This window comes from Dactylosporangium sucinum (assembly GCF_014647515.1).
GTDB classification, from domain to species: Bacteria; Actinomycetota; Actinomycetes; order Mycobacteriales; family Micromonosporaceae; genus Dactylosporangium; species Dactylosporangium sucinum.
The window spans coordinates 252,369-269,791 of record NZ_BMPI01000004.1; the positions used below are offsets into that span (position 1 = coordinate 252,369).

18 protein-coding genes are annotated in these 17,423 nt (G+C 72.2%); 6 read left to right on the forward strand and 12 right to left on the reverse strand.

Going from position 1 to position 17,423, the window contains the following annotated elements:
- Window positions 1–24: 24 nt before the first annotated feature.
- Both IEZ31_RS05355 and IEZ31_RS58820 read right to left on the reverse strand, forming a co-directional pair.
- Complete coding sequence (locus tag IEZ31_RS05355; RefSeq protein ID WP_190248584.1) at window positions 25–681, reverse strand: Crp/Fnr family transcriptional regulator; 657 nt, start codon at window positions 679–681, stop codon at window positions 25–27.
- A 77-nt stretch (window positions 682–758) separates the two neighbouring features.
- The gene (locus tag IEZ31_RS58820; protein ID WP_308429349.1) at window positions 759–2,672 is read right to left on the reverse strand and encodes an adenylate/guanylate cyclase domain-containing protein; all 1,914 of its coding nucleotides are present in this window, start codon (window positions 2,670–2,672) and stop codon (window positions 759–761) included.
- A gap of 170 nt (window positions 2,673–2,842) precedes the next feature.
- Here IEZ31_RS58820 and IEZ31_RS05365 point away from each other — a divergent pair, with 170 nt between their 5' ends.
- The 3 genes from IEZ31_RS05365 to IEZ31_RS05375 are packed head-to-tail and all read left to right on the forward strand — an operon-like array spanning window position 2,843 to window position 4,663.
- A complete protein-coding gene (locus tag IEZ31_RS05365; RefSeq protein ID WP_190248585.1) occupies window positions 2,843–3,532 on the forward strand; it encodes a hypothetical protein in 690 nt (229 codons plus the stop codon).
- A gap of 13 nt (window positions 3,533–3,545) precedes the next feature.
- Window positions 3,546–4,163, forward strand: coding sequence for a DUF6529 family protein (locus IEZ31_RS05370; protein WP_229834241.1), 618 nt, complete (start codon window positions 3,546–3,548; stop codon window positions 4,161–4,163).
- A gap of 14 nt (window positions 4,164–4,177) precedes the next feature.
- Window positions 4,178–4,663: a Rieske (2Fe-2S) protein gene (locus tag IEZ31_RS05375; protein WP_190248586.1), complete on the forward strand. Its 486-nt coding sequence runs from the start codon at window positions 4,178–4,180 to the stop codon at window positions 4,661–4,663.
- A gap of 221 nt (window positions 4,664–4,884) precedes the next feature.
- Here the strand turns inward: IEZ31_RS05375 and IEZ31_RS05380 are convergent, their stop codons facing one another.
- Together IEZ31_RS05380 and IEZ31_RS05385 are read right to left on the reverse strand one after the other, a co-directional pair.
- Entirely contained in the window at window positions 4,885–7,212 is a 2,328-nt protein-coding gene (locus IEZ31_RS05380; RefSeq protein WP_190248587.1) for an FtsX-like permease family protein, read from the reverse strand.
- On the reverse strand, window positions 7,206–7,880 hold the full coding sequence (locus tag IEZ31_RS05385; protein ID WP_190248588.1) for an ABC transporter ATP-binding protein: 675 nt from the start codon (window positions 7,878–7,880) through the stop codon (window positions 7,206–7,208). Before IEZ31_RS05385 ends, IEZ31_RS05380 begins: the two co-directional genes overlap by 7 nt.
- 167 nt (window positions 7,881–8,047) lie before the next feature.
- Here IEZ31_RS05385 and IEZ31_RS05390 point away from each other — a divergent pair, with 167 nt between their 5' ends.
- Together IEZ31_RS05390 and IEZ31_RS05395 are read left to right on the forward strand one after the other, a co-directional pair.
- A complete protein-coding gene (locus tag IEZ31_RS05390; RefSeq protein WP_190248589.1) occupies window positions 8,048–9,520 on the forward strand; it encodes a sensor histidine kinase in 1,473 nt (490 codons plus the stop codon).
- Complete coding sequence (locus IEZ31_RS05395) at window positions 9,517–10,170, forward strand: response regulator (RefSeq protein ID WP_190248590.1); 654 nt, start codon at window positions 9,517–9,519, stop codon at window positions 10,168–10,170. Before IEZ31_RS05390 ends, IEZ31_RS05395 begins: the two co-directional genes overlap by 4 nt.
- On the opposite strand, the gene IEZ31_RS05400 is transcribed toward IEZ31_RS05395, so the two are convergent.
- The 4 genes from IEZ31_RS05400 to IEZ31_RS05415 all read right to left on the reverse strand — a co-directional run bounded on the left by IEZ31_RS05400 (window position 10,146) and on the right by IEZ31_RS05415 (window position 14,433).
- The gene (locus tag IEZ31_RS05400) at window positions 10,146–10,976 is read right to left on the reverse strand and encodes an alpha/beta fold hydrolase (protein ID WP_190248591.1); all 831 of its coding nucleotides are present in this window, start codon (window positions 10,974–10,976) and stop codon (window positions 10,146–10,148) included. The two genes, IEZ31_RS05395 and IEZ31_RS05400, sit on opposite strands and share 25 nt — an antisense overlap.
- Before the next feature lie 285 nt (window positions 10,977–11,261).
- Complete coding sequence (locus IEZ31_RS05405; RefSeq protein WP_190248592.1) at window positions 11,262–12,719, reverse strand: sensor histidine kinase; 1,458 nt, start codon at window positions 12,717–12,719, stop codon at window positions 11,262–11,264.
- Window positions 12,716–13,411, reverse strand: coding sequence for a response regulator transcription factor (locus tag IEZ31_RS05410; RefSeq protein ID WP_190248593.1), 696 nt, complete (start codon window positions 13,409–13,411; stop codon window positions 12,716–12,718). The genes IEZ31_RS05405 and IEZ31_RS05410 overlap by 4 nt, the downstream gene beginning before the upstream one ends.
- 32 nt (window positions 13,412–13,443) lie before the next feature.
- Entirely contained in the window at window positions 13,444–14,433 is a 990-nt protein-coding gene (locus tag IEZ31_RS05415; protein WP_190248594.1) for a hypothetical protein, read from the reverse strand.
- Window positions 14,434–14,436: 3 nt separating this feature from the next.
- Here IEZ31_RS05415 and IEZ31_RS05420 point away from each other — a divergent pair, with 3 nt between their 5' ends.
- Window positions 14,437–14,751, forward strand: a complete 315-nt coding sequence (locus IEZ31_RS05420) for a hypothetical protein (RefSeq protein ID WP_190248595.1) — start codon at window positions 14,437–14,439, stop codon at window positions 14,749–14,751.
- On the opposite strand, the gene IEZ31_RS05425 is transcribed toward IEZ31_RS05420, so the two are convergent.
- The 4 genes from IEZ31_RS05425 to IEZ31_RS05440 all read right to left on the reverse strand — a co-directional run bounded on the left by IEZ31_RS05425 (window position 14,748) and on the right by IEZ31_RS05440 (window position 17,420).
- The gene (locus IEZ31_RS05425; protein ID WP_190248596.1) at window positions 14,748–14,897 is read right to left on the reverse strand and encodes a hypothetical protein; all 150 of its coding nucleotides are present in this window, start codon (window positions 14,895–14,897) and stop codon (window positions 14,748–14,750) included. The genes IEZ31_RS05420 and IEZ31_RS05425 overlap by 4 nt on opposite strands.
- Before the next feature lie 50 nt (window positions 14,898–14,947).
- Entirely contained in the window at window positions 14,948–15,667 is a 720-nt protein-coding gene (locus tag IEZ31_RS05430; protein WP_190248597.1) for a hypothetical protein, read from the reverse strand.
- 128 nt (window positions 15,668–15,795) lie between these two features.
- Window positions 15,796–16,074, reverse strand: a complete 279-nt coding sequence (locus tag IEZ31_RS05435; RefSeq protein WP_190248598.1) for a hypothetical protein — start codon at window positions 16,072–16,074, stop codon at window positions 15,796–15,798.
- Window positions 16,075–16,187: 113 nt separating this feature from the next.
- Window positions 16,188–17,420 (reverse strand): phytase, encoded by a 1,233-nt coding sequence (locus IEZ31_RS05440; protein WP_229834242.1) that lies wholly within the window; start codon window positions 17,418–17,420, stop codon window positions 16,188–16,190.
- Between the last annotated feature and the right edge of the window lie 3 nt (window positions 17,421–17,423).

Genomic DNA, 17,423 nt, shown 5'->3' on the forward strand with positions numbered 1-17,423 from the left:
GGGTCAAAGCAAGGGTGACCCTAGCTATTGAGCGCGGTCTCTCAAGGCGGAGAGATCGTGGACGATGACGTGCAGGCGTCCGGTCTGGATCCAGCCCTCCTCGCGCAGCGTGCGCAGGGCCTTGGTCACCGCCTCGCGCGACGACCCGGTCCAGCCGGCCAGCTCGTCCTGCGACAGCGGCAGGCTGATCCGCAGGCCCTCCGGGGTCTGCTCGCCGAACCGCTCGGCCAGCTCGACCAGCCGGGCCGCCACCCGGCCCGTGGTGTCGAACGCGCCGAACTCGATGCGCTTGCGGTCGGCGTCCCGCAGCCGCCGGGTCAGCTCCTTCATGAGCAGGAACGACACGCGGGCGTGGCCCAGGAGGTACCGCTCGAAGTCCGGCGACGGCACCGACAGCGCGGTGACGGGTTCGAGCGCGGTCACGGTCGCCGAGCGGGGACCGCCGTCGATCGCCGACAGCTCCCCGAGCAGGGCACCTGGGCCGCGCACGGCGAGCAGGACCTCGGTGCCGGAGGCGGTGTCGGAGGAGACCTTGGCCCGGCCGGACCGCAGCACGATCACCGACTCGGACCGGCTGCCCTCGCGGTAGATGACCGCGCCGCGCTTCCACTGCCGGCGGTGGCCGGCGGCCTCCAGCGCGGCCTGCTCATCGGCATGCAGGAGATCGAAGAACTCGGTCATCCGCACTCCGCTTCGCTCCGGCCGGACGAGCAGACCGTGCCCATGGTGATCGGCCTCCCCGCCTCGCTCCGAACCGATCACGGCCCACTATGGACCACATACGCCCGGACTGTCTGTCGGCGACCTTTCACTTCGAGGTCGCCGAGGAACGCCGCGCGGGCCTGGTCGGCCGCCGGCAGCGCGTCGAAGGTGGCGCCGCCGATCACCACCTGGCCCGGCTCGGCGATCGTCTGCAGGCGGGCGGCGACGTTGACCGCGTCGCCCATCGCGTTGAAGCCGCGCAGCAGCTCGCTGCCGATGTTGCCGACCAGCGCCGGGCCGGTGTTGGCGCCGACCCGGAACCGCGGCCAGTCCGGCCGGCCCTCGGCGATCCCGCGGACCGCCGCCTGCATCTGCAGCGCGGCCCGGACCGCCCGCGCCTCGTGGTCGGCCTGGCGGGCGGGCGCGTTGAACAGCGCGAGCAGCGCGTCGCCGACGAACTGCACGATCGTGCCGCCGTTGTCGAGGATGCAGGGAACGGCGACCCCGTGGTACCGGTTGAGCATCTCCACGATGTCGCCCGGCTCCACCGCCTCGGAGAACGTGGTGAAGCCGCGCAGGTCCGCGAACAGGGCGGTGACGTCGACGAGCTGCCCGCCCAGGGCCGCCTGGTCCGGGTCGGCGAGCAGCGCCGCCGCCACGTCCGGCGACATGTACTGGCGGAACAGGGTGGAGAGCTCGCCGTACAGTCGCGCGTTCTCGAGACCGATCGACAGCTGGTTGGCGAGGGTCGCCCGCAGCTCGGGCCGGCCACCGGCCGGGATCCGCACCGCGCCGGCGACCTGCCCCTTGACCGTCAGCGGCAGCACGTCGTCGCCCTGCAGGTCGAGCCGGTTGTTCGACACCAGCCCCACCTCGACCGGGCCGAACGAGTCGCGGACGGCGCCGGTCGCGGCCCGCAGGAACTCGGCCTCGCCCTGCCCCACCCGCGCCTGCTCGCCGACCGTCACCAGGGCGTTGAGCTGCTCGGACAGCTCCCGCTCGGCCAGCAGCGCGGCGGCCGCCCGGTCGAGCACCGCTGCCTGCATCTCGGTCAGCCCGAAGCGCTCGGCCATCCGGGCCGCGAGCTGCTCGGGCGGCGCGCCGCGCTCGGAGCCCTGCAGCGCGTCGACCAGCTCCTCCAGCGCCTCCGCGTACTGCGCGCGGATGCGCCGCTTGGTCTCCGCGACCGCGATGCCGTCGAAGAGCCCCGCAGTGGTGCCTTCGCGGCGGTACTGGATATATGCCGAATATCCGACGAACAGGAACGCGAGCGTCAGGACGATGTGCCACTCCCACCAGGAGAGCCGCCACTTGTCCGCCAGCGTCACGTTGACCATCGACTCCGCGAGCAGCACGAACGCGGTCACGATGGAGATCAGGACGGCGCTGGGGCTCCGGCGGTACTGCGAGTAGAAGCGAATCGCGGCGATCGCGTACAGCGCGACGGCCACCCACGACGCCCACACCAGCGCGCCCTCGACGTCACGGACCTGCGTCTGCCGGTTCAGCGGCGGCAGGTCGAGCACCGACACGATCATCCACGCGAACAGGACCAGACCCAGCGCCGCGCGCAGCGTCAGCTGCCAGCGCGTGATGCCGGTCGGCAGTCGCAACGACGACAGCACGGCGAGCATGGAGCCGAAGATCAGGCCGACCGCCATCGCCGAGTCGAAACCGGCGTTCGGGTGGCCGATGAGCACGCCCGGCGTCGCCAGCGCGTGCGCGAACAGGAACCCGGCCGCGGACAGGAACACCAGCGAGACCAGGAACAGCCGTCCGTCCGACCGGTGCTGCGCGGCGACGCTCATCGCCGCGCCGATCGCGACGTTGACCGCCGCCACCGTGACGACCAGCCAGAAGTGCGTCTGATGGTGCTGCCAGATGACGTCGGCGCCGGGGGTGGTCAGCAGGAGCCAGAGTCCGGCGATCGGCAGCGCGAGGTGCACGGCCCAGACGGCGACGCGTGGCATCGACGCACCCACCCTTCACTGGTCACGTTGGCGACATTGCAGCAGTTGCGTTGTGCGTCTTTGGACGCAGACACGCTACGCCAACCTCGGTCTCATATTCACCGACAGCACGTTCTAGCTGGTTTGGGTCGCGGCCTATCGGCTCTGGACCCGATCTGTGGGAGTACTCGATGAAGCTCAAGGGACCGATCATCACGCTCGGCGTCGGACTGGTCATGGCCGGCGTCATCTACACGCTCAATGTCGACCTCAGCAATGACGTCGCGCGCAACAACACCGCGGCTTCTGCGGCGGCTTCCGGGGCGGCTTCCGACTCGCCTTCCGCTTTGTCTTCCGCTTCGCCGTCCGCGCCGTCGTCGCCGGCGGTCGTCGGCGACGGGAGCGGGCCGGCCGGCCAGCAGGGCACGCAGACGTACGCGGGCTCGGTGAAGTCCGGCGTCGCGTCGCTCGCGATCGTGGTCAACAAGGGCAAGGCGATCGCCTACGTCTGCGACGGCAAGTCCGCCGAGGCCTGGCTGGAAGGCACGATGGCGAACGGGCAGATCGACCTGAAGGGCCCGAAGGGCAGCCTCAAGGGCAGCTACGGCAACGGCGTGGCCTCGGGCAGCGTCACCGCCGGCGGCAAGACGTGGGAGTTCGCGATCAAGCCGGCCGCTCCGCCGTCGGGCCTCTACCGCTCGGCCACGGCCCTGCGCAGCCGGCTCGACGCGAGCTGGGTCGTCCTCCCCGACGGCACTCAGGTAGGCGTGGACAGCACCGGCGGCACCGCGAAGCCCGCGCCCGCGTTCGACATCAACGCCAGGACCGTCACCGTCGACGGCACCGTGATCACCATCGAATCCTCGACCCCGGCCGCGTAAGGGAGCGCCTGCGATGTCTACCCCCATGGAGCGGCCGATTCCCGTGACGGAGTCCTGGCCGGCGCCTGCGCCCGCCCCGGTCGTGCCGCCGCCGTCCCCGAAGTCCGCCGCGACGCTCATCGTCCCCGTGCTGGTCGGCTGCCTGGTGGCCGCCGCCCTGGGCGTGTACGGCAAGCTGCACGAGCCGACGGGCATCGCGGTGAACGTGGCCGGCTTCTCCAGCCCGCAGACGGTCAAGGTCTGGCTGGCGACCCTGGCCGGCTTCCTGGCGCTGGTGCAGCTGTTCACCGCCCTGGTGATGTACGGCAAAATCAAGCTCTTCGGCGGCGCCTCCTGGCTGGGCGCGGTCCACCGCTGGTCCGGCCGCGTGGCCTTCATCACGTCGATCCCGGTGGCGCTGCACTGCCTCTACGCGCTGGGCTTCGCCGAGTACGACACCCGCGTCCTCGCCCACTCGCTGCTGGGCTGCTTCTTCTACGGCACGTTCGCCACGAAGATGCTCCTCCTGGCCAAGAAGGGCGTCCCGAACTGGGCCCTGCCCTTCCTCGGCGGCCTGGTCTTCACGGCCTTGTCGGGCCTGTTCGTCACCTCCGCGCTGTGGTTCTTCACCACCTTCGGCGTCAAGTTCTGAAAGGGACTCCTGCAATGACCAACCAGACGACCCGCCGAACCCTCCTGGCGAGCGCCGGCGCGGCCGGCGTAACGGCGGCCCTGACGGCCTGCGCCGCCTACGGCGACACAGGCACCAACGGCGCCGCGGCCGGCGACGGCTCCGCAGGCGGCGCTGGCACTGGCGGCGGCGCCGACGGCGCGGGCGGTGGCTCGACGGCGGGCGGCGGTGGCGGCGCCGGTTTCGCCAAGACGGGCGACATCCCGGTGGGCGGCGGCAAGGTCTTCGAGGACCAGAAGATCGTCGTAACCCAACCAACGGCCGGCACCTTCAAGTGCTTCACCGCCATCTGCACCCACGCCGGCTGCGTGGTGGGAGACGTCTCCGGCGGCACCATCAACTGCCCCTGCCACGGCAGCAAGTTCAAGGTCGCCGACGGCTCGGTGGCGCGCGGCCCGGCCACCAGGTCCCTGGCCGCGGTGGCCATCAAGGTCGACGGCGACGCCATCAAGAAGGCCTGACTCCCACAGAGGGTCGAGCGCCCGGGCACCGTCCACGTCGGACAGAAGCCCGGGCGCTCGGCTGTACCACGCCGGGCTTCCGCCGCTGGACCCCACGGCCGCGGGTTGCCAGGCGGCGGTCGCCAGGCGGCGCCACCGCCCGCGCCGGGGCCCCCAGCACCCTGGGACCCCCAGCCCGAGCCACTGTGGACCGCGGCGAGCGGACACTGAGTGGTCGACTCTCACTCCGCCTGACGGCTCGTGTCGACCCAGGCCCGGCGGCTGGTTGCCACCCCGGCCAGCACCGCGAGCAGCAGGCACAGGCCGACCACACCACCGACCACCGGCCACGGCACGACCAGGTCGACCGGGGCGCCGACCTGCTCGCTCAACCCCGCCCGGATGCTCAGCAGCGCACCGAACGCGACCGCGCCGCCCAGCACCGCCCCGATCAGCACCATCAGCGACGACTCAGCCAGCACGAACCGCGTCACCTGGCGCCGGGTCGCTCCCGTCAGCCGCAGCACCCGCAGGTCGGGTGCCCGCCCGGCCGCCGCCATGAGCAGCGTGTTCGCCACCGCGATCGCCCCGTACCCAGCCGACACCGCGATCAGCAGCATCGTGAACACCCAGACCAGCCGGTCCTCCTCGGCGTCCGCCTCGGCCGCCCACGTCCGCACGTCGACGACCCGTGCCCCCGAATCGGCGGGCAGCTCGATCCGCTCGCCGAGCTGGATCGCGGGCGTCAGCGCCGACGGATCATGCCTGCGCACCGTATCCCGCGACACCACCAGCTCGGCCGGCAACGAACCGTCCGGCTCCAGCGCCGTGACCCGCAACGTCACCCGCTCGCCATCGGCGAAGACGACCGCTAACGCCTCACCGACCCGGCGCCCCGACCCGGCCGGCACCACCACGCCGTCGCCGGTCAGATCCGGCCTGGCGACGCCAACCACCGAGCGCGCCTCGGTCTTGTTCCCCACATCGACGTACCCCGTCGTCGGCAACAACGCCCGACCGGGCACAGCGGCGACGACCGCCTCGCTCAGGCCGGGCACGCCGTCCTGCGGAACCAGCGTCCAACCGGCATCGGCGTCGGCCGCGCGACCCGCCGCGTACGCCTCCGTGGACGTGTGCACCATGCCCGACACCAGCACCGCGAACGCGACGGTGAGCAGCACGGGCGCCGCCGTGGAGGCGGTCCGCCGAGCCGCCGTCAGCGCGCTCTCCCGCACCAGCAGCCCGACGGCGCCGCCCTTGGTGCGCACCGGCAGCCGGCACAGCCGCACGATCGGCGGCACCGCAGCCGGCGCCAGCGCCGTCACCCCGGTGACCAGGGCCATTGCGCTGTACAGCGCGAATGTCGCGCCGTCCTGTGCGTCATCCGACGCGGCGGTGCCAATGGCCAGCGCCACCCCCACCGCGAGCAGGACAGCGCCGAGCACCCAGCGGGCCCACCCCATCGGCCGCTGCTCGACGGCGGCCTCGCGCAGCGCCTCCAGCGGCCCCACCCGGGCCGCCCGCCGGGCCGCCGACCAGGCGCCGAGCACCGCCACCACCGGCCCGACAGCGAGCGAGACCAGCACCGGCCAGACCGTGAACCGGACCTCGAACGTCGTCGGCTCCAACCGCGCCCAGACAAGAATCCGGCCCACGCCGGGCGCGAGCACGGCCCCCACCAGCAGCCCGGCGACGGACCCGGCCGCCCCGACGGCGAGCGCCTCGCCCAGCACCATCCGCCGGACCTGTCCGGGCGTCGCGCCGATCGCCCGCAGCAGGCCGAGCTCGCGACGGCGCTGCGCGACCGTGAACGCGAACGTCGAGGCCACGACGAACACCGTCACGAACCCGCCGAGCGCGGCGGTCCCGGTGAGCGCTTGCATGCCGATCCACCGCAATCGGGCGTCCGCCCGCGGCTCCAGCGCGCCGCGCCCGTCGCCGGTGAGCACTCGGCCGCCGGTGCCCACGACGTCCCGCGCGTCGGCGGCGACCCGGCCCGCGTCGGCGCCGGGCTCGAGCCGGAGCCCGATCGTGCTGACGCCCGGCGCCAGACCGGCGGCGACGTCGTCCGCGACGAAGATCAGCGGTGCGGCGACGACGCCCGTCACGAGGTACCGCTGCGGTCCGGCCGCCGTCAGCAGCGTGACCGCCGTGCCGGGTGCGGCGCCCACCTGCTCGCCGACGACGACCTCACCGGGCCGGGCCGGCGGGGCGCCCGCGGTGAGCTCCAGCCCGCCGAGGCGGGCGCTCGACCATCCGTGGCCCTCGGGCCGGTCCCGCTCGTGGCCGGACACCTGCGCGTAGAAGGTGCGGTCGGGCACGGCCTCCGCGACCCCGGGCAGGCTGGCCAGCCGGGCGCCGAGCGTCTGGGCGTCGGCGGAGGACCAGGGCCGGGCCGGCGGGAACGGCATGCCAGGGGTGCTGGCCTCCGGCCCGGCCACGACGACCGGGGCCGCGGCGAACCGGTCCGGCACCTTGGCCCGGCCGGATGCCAGCAGCAGCGTCGCGGCCGCCACGAGGGCCACGCCGATCGCGACGGCGACGAAGGCGCCGGTGATCCGCCTCAGCATGAGACGACCCGTCCGTCGGCGAGGGTCACGATCCGGTCGGCGTATCCGGCCGCCTCTTGATCGTGGGTGACCATCACGACCGTCAGGCCGTGCTCGTCCACGAGGGCCCGGAGCAACTGCAGCACCTGCTTCGAGGTCACGCTGTCGAGTGCCCCGGTCGGCTCGTCGGCGAAGACGACCGCCGGCCGGCTGATGAGCGCCCGGGCGAGGGCCACGCGCTGCTGCTCACCGCCCGACAGCTCGCTCGGACGGTGCCCGGCCCGACCGGTCAGGCCGACCGCGTCCAGCGCCGCGGTCACCTCGGTCGCCGGTGGGCGGCGCCCGGCGAGCCGCATCGGGAGCGCGACGTTCTGCTCGGCGGTGAGCGCGGACACCAGGTTGAACGCCTGGAACACGAAGCCGATCCGGTCGCGCCGAAGCCTGGTCAGGGCGTCCTCGCTGAGCCCGTCGAGCCGGGTGCCGTCGATGGTCACCGTCCCGCCGGCCGGGCGGTCGAGACCGGCGGCGCAATGCAGCAGCGTCGACTTGCCGGAGCCGGACGGCCCCATCACCGCGGCGAACCGCCCGCGCTCGAACGTCACGGAGACGCCGTCGAGCGCGGTCACCTGCCGGGTGCCGGTGCCGAACACGGCCCGGACGTCCCGCAGCACCACCGTCTGTGTCGTCATGGCGGCCACTGTCCCGCGATCGGGGGTCGGTCCGCGTCGGACCGGCATGGACACTTTCCGATCCACCCAGGGTCTGACGACGCAGGCCTGCGGCGGCCGAAGTCATACCTGGGTCTGACGGATCAGGAGCCGACGCGCCGGCCTGTCCCGGCGGCTACCGTCGACGCGTGGTCCATGCACTGCTGCTTCGCAAGCCCCGGCCGGCCGAGCGATACGCGCTCGACGCCCTGCTGGCGGCGGTCGCGGTGCTGCTCTGCCTCTATGCGGCCCGGGCCGAGCCGGAGGCCGGCAACCCGCTGGAGCCGATCTGGCTGTCGGTGCTGGTCGCGATGGCCGTCGGCGTGCCCGTGGCGTTTCGGCGATGGTCGCCGCGGGCCATGGCCGGAGCTGTCAGCGTGGCTGCCGCAGCGGCGCTCGCCACGGGGATCATCCCGTCGTTCGCCGCGGTGGCGCCGGCCTATGCCGTGATCATGGTTCTGTATACGCTCGGTGCCGACGTGCCGGGCCGCCAGTCGTGGCCGGTCGCCGCGGGCTGCATCGCCCTGGTGCTGGTGTCCCTGGCCGGCGGTGACGTGCTGTGGCCGGCCACGGAGCTGGGCGGGGGACAGTGGCTATGGTCGATGGCCAGCTCGGTCGGCTATGCGGTGCTCATCATCGGGCCGTCCTACGGGATCGGCTACATCGTGCGGGTCGCGCGGCAGCAGAACGAGCGGGCCGGGCAGCAGGCGGTCCGGCAGGCCGCGACCGACGAGCGGCTGCGGGTGGCCCGCGAGCTGCACGACGTCATCGCCCACACGATGACGCTCATCGTGGTGCAGGCGTCGGTCGGCAACCACGTCGCCGACGTGAGCCCGCAAGAGGCTCGGCGCGCGCTGCAGGCGATCGAGCAGACCGGGCGGACGGCGATGGCCGAGGTCCGGCGGGTGCTTGACGTGCTGCGCGAGGACGGCCCCGGGGCCGTCGGCAGCCAGACGCACGGCCTCGACGATCTGGCGGACCTCGCCGAGCGGGCCGCGGTCGGCGGCGTCGACGTCCACCTCGACGTGCGCCGCGACGGCGGACCGGGCAAGTCATCGGGCAAGACGTCCGGCAAGAGACCGGGCAAGCCGCCGGCCGAGGCGTTGGGCAAGCCGCCGGGCGAGGCGCCGGGCCGGCCGCCGGCCGAGGCGTTGGGCAAGGCGCCAGGCGAGGCATTGGGCAAGCTGCCGGGAGAGGCGCCGGGCGGGGTATCGGGCAAGGCGTCGGCTGGGGCATTGGGCAAGGCGCCGGGCGGGGTATCGGGCAAGCTTCCGGGCGAGGCATTGGGCAAGGCGCAGAGCGAGGTGTCGGGCAAGACGCCCGGTGACGTGCCCGCCGACGTGGCGCTGGCGGTGTACCGGATTGTGCAGGAGGCGGTCACCAACGTGGTCAAGCATGCGGCGCCGACCGTGTGCCGGGTCGACGTCCTCGTGGGGCCGGACGACGTCCGAATCGAGGTCACCGACGAGGGCACCCGTCCGCCCACGGTCAGCCTCGCAGGCCACGGCCTGATCGGCATGCGGGAGCGGGCCGCCCTGCACGGCGGTGAGTTCCGGGCCGGTCCTCGACCCGGGGGCGGGTTCGCGGTGTTTGCCAGGCTTCCGTACGGCGGTGGACGGTGATCCGTGTGCTCATCGCCGACGATCAGGCGCTGCTGCGGGGCAGTTTCCGGGTGCTGGTGGATCTGAGCGGCGACTGCGTCACGGTCGGCGAGGCCGGCACCGGCGCCGAGGCGGTCGCGCTGGCCGCCGAGCACCGTCCCGACGTCGTCCTGATGGATGTGCGGATGCCCGGCATGGACGGGATCGAGGCCACCCGGCAGATCTGCGCCGATTCCGCGATGGCCGGCACGCATGTTTTGATCTTGACGACGTTCGATCTGGACGAGTACGTCTTCGGGGCGTTGCGCGCCGGGGCCAGCGGCTTCCTGCTGAAGGACACCCCGCCGGCCGAGCTGCTCAACGGTATCCGCGTCGTCGCGGGCGGCGACGGCCTGCTGGCGCCGTCGGTGACCGGGCGCTTGATCGCGGAGTTCGCGCACCGGGGGCAGCCGTCCCGGCCGGTGACCCGCCGCCTCGACGGCGTGACCGAACGGGAGCGGGAGGTGCTGACGCTGGTCGGCCGCGGCCTGTCCAACGGCGAGATCGCCGACCACCTGCACCTCAGCCTGGCCACCGTGAAGACCCACGTGGGCCGGCTCCTGGCCAAGCTGGACGCCCGCGATCGTGCCCAGCTCGTGATCGTCGCCTACGAGACGGGGTTGGTGCCCTGACCGAGAAACTCCCCGAGCGCGGCCGCCACCTCGTCGGGCGCCTCCTCCGCAAGGCGGTGGCCGCCGTCGATACCGACAGATCGGAGATCCTCACACCAGACCCGCCAGCCCGCCGCGGGATCCATCCGCCCGCCCGCGGTGCTCCAGAGGACGAGCGTCGGCCGGAAGAACCGCCGCCCGACCGGCATGCCAGGGGCGCGCGGCCCGGCCGGGATCGGCGGGGCCGTCGTGGTGGGCGGTGGCGGTGTCGGGTGGGGCGCCGTGGCGACGGTGGGCCGCGTGGCTGTCGTGGGTAGCGCAGTTGGGACGGGCGCCGTCGCTGGAGTTGGTGCGGCGCCGGGTATGGGTGCCGTTGCTGGAGTCGGTCGGGCGGCGGGTACGGGCGCCGTTGCCTCAGTTGGTGGGGCGGGTATAGGCGCCGTTGCTTGCGTGGGTGGTACGTCGGGCGTGGGTGGGTCGGTGTCGAGGAGGGCCAGCCGTTCGACCAGCGTGGGGTGGTTGAGGGCCAGCCGGAGAGCGACGTGGGCGCCGGTGCCTTGGCCGGCTACCGAGAACTCGTCGTGGCCCAGGGACTTCATCAGGGCCACGCAGTCGAGGGCTGCCTCGTGGTCGGTGCGGTCCGGGGTGGGCGGGTCGGGGCAGACGACCGCGAAGTCGGCGGCGAGGAGGGGGGCGACGTGGTGCCAGGTGGCTTGGGTGCGGGTGTGGTCTTGCAGGAGGAGTACCGCGGGGCCGTGGCCGGCCCGCTGGAAGCACAGCGTGATCTCCCACAGGTCGACCCGGCCTTGCTGGAAGCCATCGAACACGCGCACTCCATACCCAACTGCCGTGCACGCCGCACGCCATTCCTTAACTTCAACACGTCAGGCGGTGAAGTGGACGTGGGCGCGCCGGGCGCCGAGGCCGAGCGAGGGTGATCCCGGTGGGGGCACGGTGGTCGAAGGGCGCCGCCGCAGGTCAAGGGTCGAGCAACGAATCAGCAGGTCAGAGCGGCGAGCAAGAAGCGTCAGGGCAGATCAGAGCGGCGAGCAAGGAGCGTGAGGGCAGGTCAGGGGGCGAGCAAACGGAGCCGGTCGAGCGCCTGCCCCAGGTCACAGCTTCGCCAGCGGGAGGGTCACCCGGAAGGTGGCGCCCTCGCCCGGGGCCGTTCGGAGGGTGACCTCGCCGCCGTGCGCGTGCACCAGGGCGGCCACGATCGACAGGCCCAGGCCCGAGCCGCCCAGCGCGCGGGTGCGGGACGGGTCGGTGCGGTAGAAGCGTTCGAAGACGCGGGACGCGTCCTCCGGCGTCATGCCCGGGCCGTTGTCCGAGACCTCCAGCACCGCGTTCCTTCCGTCGGTGCCCACGAAGACCGTGACCTCCGTGCCGAGGGGCGTGTGGTTCAGGGCGTTCGACAGCAGGTTTTGCAACACCTGCCGCAGGCGGGCCTCGTCGCCCAGGACGACCGCCGGCTCCACGTCCGCGTCGTCGTCGTCGCTGCTCGCGGTGCGCAGGCGCAGGCGGTGGTCGGAGGCCGTCACGCGGGCGTCGATCATCGCGTCCGTGGCCAGGGACAGCAGGTCGACCGGTTTCTTCTCCAGGGGGCGTTGCTGGTCCATGCGGGCCAGCAGCAGCAGGTCGTCGACGAGCAGTCCCATGCGGGTGGCGTGGTGCTCGATCCGGCCGATCGTCTCGTCCGCGTGGCCCGACTGGCGGTGGAGCTCGGCGAAGCCGCGGATCGACGTGAGTGGCGTGCGCAGCTCGTGCGACGCGTCGGCGACGAAGCGGCGCATGCGCTCCTCCGAGGCCAGCGCGGCCTCCTCCGAGGCGCGGCGCTCGTCGAAGGCCGTCTCGATCTGGCCGAGCATCGTGTTCAGGGCCGTGGACAGGCCGCCGACCTCGGTGCGCGGGTCGGCGTACGGCACCCGGCGGGTCAGGTCGCCGGCCGCGATCGCCTCCGCGGTCTCCTCGACCTCGACCAGCGGGCGGAGGCTGGAGCGGACCAGCAGGTATGCGACCACGGCGAGCAGGAGCAGGACGCCGGCCCCGACGGTGGCGCTGACCCAGACCTGCTGGTTGACCGTTTTGTCCACCTCGTCGAGGCTGAACCCGACGACCACGACGGTCGGGTCGTGGTTCGGGCCCTGCGGCGGAACGACGGTGACCAGGAGTCGCCAATCGGGACCGCCGGCCTTGGAGGACGGCACCGTCGTGTAGTACGTGGAGATCGTCGTCCCACCGATGAGGTCGACGACGTTGTCCGGCACCTTCGGGCCGGACGTGGCGCTGTAGCCCTGCTGGAAGTCGCGCGGCGTGATGGCGCCGGTCGAGAGGTCGACGCAGCCGACGTAGTAGCCCTGCGGCAGCTTGGGGCCGCGCATGTACTGCCGCACGGGATCGTTGCAGAGCTCGGCGGCCCGGTCGGCGTTGTTCTTGAGCTGCTCGTCGAGGCGGTCGCTGAGGTAGTGCTGGGTGTTGTAGACGCCGACCGCGCTGGTCATCACCAGCGCGAGGGCGAGCAGGACGAGCATCAGCCCGACGAGCTTGATGCGTAGGGGCAGGGCTTTCATGTCCGGGGCATGCGCAGGGAGTAGCCCACCCCGCGCAGCGTCTGCAGGAGGCGCGGCTCGGTGGTGTCGATCTTCTTGCGCAGGTAGGAGACGTAGGACTCGACGACGCCCGCGTCGCCGCCGAAGTCGTACTGCCAGACGTGGTCCAGGATCTGGGCCTTGGAGAGCACGCGACCCGGGTTGGTCATGAAGTACCGCAGGAGCTTGAACTCGGTCGGGGACAGCTGGACCTCCTGTCCCGCCTTGAACACCTCGTGCGTGTCCTCGTCCAGCTCGATGTCGGCGAAGGACAGCCGCGCCGACTGCGTCTGCGCGCCGCCGGCGGGGTCGGCGGCCCGGCGCAGCACGGCCTGGATGCGGGCGAGGATCTCGGACAGGCTGAACGGCTTGGTGACGTAGTCGTCGCCGCCGAGCGTGAGGCCCTTGATCTTGTCCTCGGTCGCGTCGCGCGCGGTCAGGAACAGCACCGGGACGCGGGTGCCCTCGCCGCGCAGCTTGCGGAGCACCTCGAACCCGTCGAGCTCGGGCATCATGACGTCGAGCAGGATCATGTCCGGTCGGAAGCGGCGCGCCTCCTCCATCGCCTGCCGGCCGCTCGTCGCGCTCGCGACGTCGTAGCCGTGGTACTTCAGGCTCGCGGAGAGCAGCTCGACGATGTCGGGCTCGTCGTCGACCACAAGCAGCCGCGTCATGATTCGCTCCAGATAGCGTCAGAGTTCCCTTGTCATGTCGAGACTGCCGCCGGTTGCTGACCTCTGGGTGCGGTTTTCCTGAAAACCGGCTGTGAACCGACTGCGACGAGCATCGCCAGGAGTACCGGAAACTCCAGATATGCGTGGTACGACGCGAACGCGCTGTACAGCGCCCGACCCGAGGCGTAGTCGATCACGAACAGCACGGACAGTGCGCCGCCGAGCAGCCCGCCCAGCGCCCAGGCCCGCCAGCCGCGCAGCCACGGCGCCCGGGCCTCGAAGGCCCGGGCGGCGTCCGGCGCGTGCCTCGGCAGGAACCACACCCAGACGAAGTAGTGCATAGTCTGCAAGAAGGCGAAAACCACCAGGAACCGCGCACCGACCGCCAGACCGGCCTCCGGTGGCGAGCTGACCGCCATGATGCGCTCAGGCGAGCCGGCGAACGCGGCGACGGTGGTCTCCCGCACGTCGCCGAGCAGGGGATCGGCGAAGCCCAGCATGATCAGCAAGGGAACGACCAGCACCCACGCCACCTGGGTCCAGCGGAACCATCGGCGGGCGGACGGGCCCATCGAGGAAGCCCACTCCCACAGGAAGAACAGCGGCACCACGTTGTGCAGGTGGGCGAGCACGACGAAGTGGTACCCCGGCCAGGCCAGCGACACCGCGGTGGCGAGCGTCAGCACCGCGCCGGCGACACCCAGCCGCCAGCCGCGCAGCGCGTAGGCGCAGCCCGCGGCCAGCACGGCGTACCCGACCAGGATCTCGGCGTAGCGGGCCGGCTGCCCGATGAACATCGCGGCGATCCGGCACAGCACGATCGCGCTGATCAGCCCGAGGAGCACGGCCAGGAACCGGCCGTTGAGCACCGGCGCGAACCGGCCGGTGACGTAGCGCAGCTCCAGCACGTTGTGCAGCACGCCGAACGCGATCAGCCCGAGGACCACGGTCGCCAGCGGGGCCCGCAGCGCGACGGCGAGCGCGGCGCCCGCCGCCGCCACGAACAGGAGGCTAGCCTTCATGCGGTGCTCACCGCGCTGCTGCTGACCCTGGCGGTCGAGGTGCCGCTGTACACGGTGGCGCTGGCCGGCACGCGGCTCGCCGGGTGGCGCCGGGCGGCCGCGCTCGGCCTGGTCGTCAACCTGCTGACCCACCCGGTGCTGTGGTGGTTCCTCGCGCCGCGGCCGTCAGCCGTCCGGTTCTGGGCGGCCGAGGCGGCGGTGGCCCTGGTCGAGGCCGCGGTGCTGGCCGTCGCCATCCGGCGCGACCGGCTGCTGCTGCTCGTCGTCAGCGTCGGGGCGAACGCCTGCTCGGTGCTCACGGGGCTGCTGCTGCTCTAGTACTTGCTGTTCTTCGTCCGGCGCAGCAGCCAGACGACCAGCACGACGACGGCGGCGATGACCGCGATGCACACGAGGGCGACGACGACCGCGGTCCCGGCGAGGAACCCCGGCTCCGGCGCGGCGTCGGCCAGCACAATCTCCATGCCGGGAGTGTGCCGCCCGGGACCCGAACGGTAAAGGCGCCGGTCCAGCGTCAGCGGCTGGTCGTCCGCTGCCGCTGCATCGCCAGGGCCTGCAGGGCCGACGACCGGATGATCAGCGTCGGGTTGAGCGGCTCGTTGGCCGCGATCGCCTTGGCGTAGGGCCGGTTCTCGGCGGCCCAGCCGTTGTGGAGGTCGTACTCCATGGCCAGCGTGTTGTTCCGGGCCATCGCATAGTCCAGCAGTACCCCGGGCCCGAGCGACCGCGTCACGATCTCGCCGGCCATGTGCGGGATCGGCGAGAAGAAGAAGGCCATCTTCTGCACCGGCTGGAAGAGGTCCACGTCGATCAGGTCGAAGATGCCGATCGGCTGGTACATCCCGTGCGTGTCGTGGATGCACAGGCCGGCGCCGAGATCCGTGCGCCCGGTGTTGTCGATCTCCATGTGCCCGGCCGGCCCGCCCGGCGTGACGATGCCGGCGCCGTCGTTGCCGGCGACGGTGAGGACGCTACCCAGCGGCGCCGGGTAGTTGTGCGTGGCCACCACCTTCGTGCTCGGCGCCATCGTCCGGTGCCGGGTGGTGAACATCGAGTACGTCTCCTGCCACGTGACCTCCATGTGCCGCTCGAGGTAGTGGACGGAGAGCCAGATCGTCGGGGCGCCGCTCGCCGACGTGGCGACCGCGTGGAGGCCGAAGAGCGCGAAGTGGTGGTCGCGCAGCTGCTCGATCGTGGCCTCGTTCATGTCGATCGTGAGTTTGTGCTGCTCCACCGTGACCTCCAAGGTTGTGCCGTCTTGGTGATCAGTGTGGAGCGGACCGGTTGCACCTCCGGGGCATTTCGTGAAAATGCCTCAGCAACGCCCGGCGCGGACCCGGCGCCTCAGGAGCGGGCGGCGGATCAAGCGGCGCGCAGCTCGCGGATCGCCCGCACCACCTTGCTGCCCTCGGCCGGGTACGCGGCCCGGACCCGCGCCAGCGCCCACGCCATGCGCGCGACGGCGGTCTCCGGGTGGTCCCCGAACTCGCTCGCGACCCGCGCCGCGCAGCCCTGGATGCCGATCCGCCGCAGCATGCCGGCGGTCGCCGTGCGGACCTCCGCGTTGGCCGGGCTCTCCGACGACTGCAGCGTCGAGGCGAACAGCGCCTCGGCCCGAACGGCCTCGAACGTGGTAGCCATTTCGCACCTCCGTGCGCCCTCTGGCGGAACACCCCATGTGTTCCTGATGACATTTACGCTAGGAGCGTTCCGCCAGTTCGGGCTCACGGTTTCATGCCACCGTCAGCTTCCTGTCACCGACGGTTGAACACCGCGCCGGCATCGAGGAACTTGAAGTTGGTCGTCTCCCGCTCGGGGTCGGTCGGGGTCTCCTCGCCGTCGTGCACGACGAGCAGCCCGTTCGGGAAGCCGGGCAGCGGCGTCGAGACGACCGCGGCACCGTCGCAGTGCTCGGCGCCGTCGATCTTCTTGCCGGCGACGATCGCGAGGTGACCCAGCGGCCGGTTGGTGAGCCGGTCGTAGGTGTAGAAGGTGCTGTCGCCCTGGCTGGAGACGAGCAGCGTGCCGCTCAGCGGGCCGGTCTGGTAGATCGTGAGGCCCTCGACGTCGGCCGCGATCCGCCCGCCGAAGCCGGGGTCCGCCGAGTAGTCGACGATGCACTCCTCTTCCTCGGCATCGTACGTGGCCGGGATGCCGAACTCCTTCACCCGCTCCACCGACTGCGCCGAGCCGCGGAACTTGCCGCCCCAGACCGGGATGCGCCAGAGGCCGATCTTCTCCTGGGCCAGGTATGCGATCCGGGTCGTCGGGTCGACCACGGTGCCCTCGACCTGCGGACCGTCGCCGGGGTCGTTGCAGGGCGACCACGTCGTGCGGTTCGGCAGCGTGTAGGTCGACGGGAGCACCAGGGTGTCGACCTTGCGGTACGACACCTTGTCCCGGCCGACGAGGATCTTGAACAGGCCGACCTCGGGCGTGCTGCGGCGGCTCACCACCGCGTAGATCGTGCCGTCGGCGTCGCGGAACAGCCCGAGCCCGTAGGCCGTGCGCTGCTCGTTGACCTCGGCCTGGGTGGTGTTGAACGCGAACGGCACGTCGTCGGCGGTGACGTCGACGAGCCGGCCGCGCTTGGCGTCGACGCGGTAGAAGCGGAGCTGGTCGCGCCCGCGGTCGGTGACCACGACCAGGTCGCCGACCAGGTCGACGTTGTTGAAGCGGCCCTCGGCGTCGTCCTCGCCGGGCGCCAGCGGGGTGTCGATCGCCTGCCGCTCGCGGCCCTTGAGGTCGTAGACCCGCAGGCCACCGTTCTTGGCCGTGCCGATGACCAGGCTCGCGCCGCGGTCCGCCGGGTTGACCCAGATGGCCGGGTCGTCGGCGTTGGCGTCGCCGCCCGCCTCGTCGTCGTAGAGCGCGGGCGTCTCCACCGTCGCCCGCACCTCCTTGAGGGCCGCCGCGTGCGCGGTGCCCGGGATGATGGTGAGCAGAGTGCCGGCGGCCAGCGCCGTCATGGTCAGCTTCCGTCGCATGGC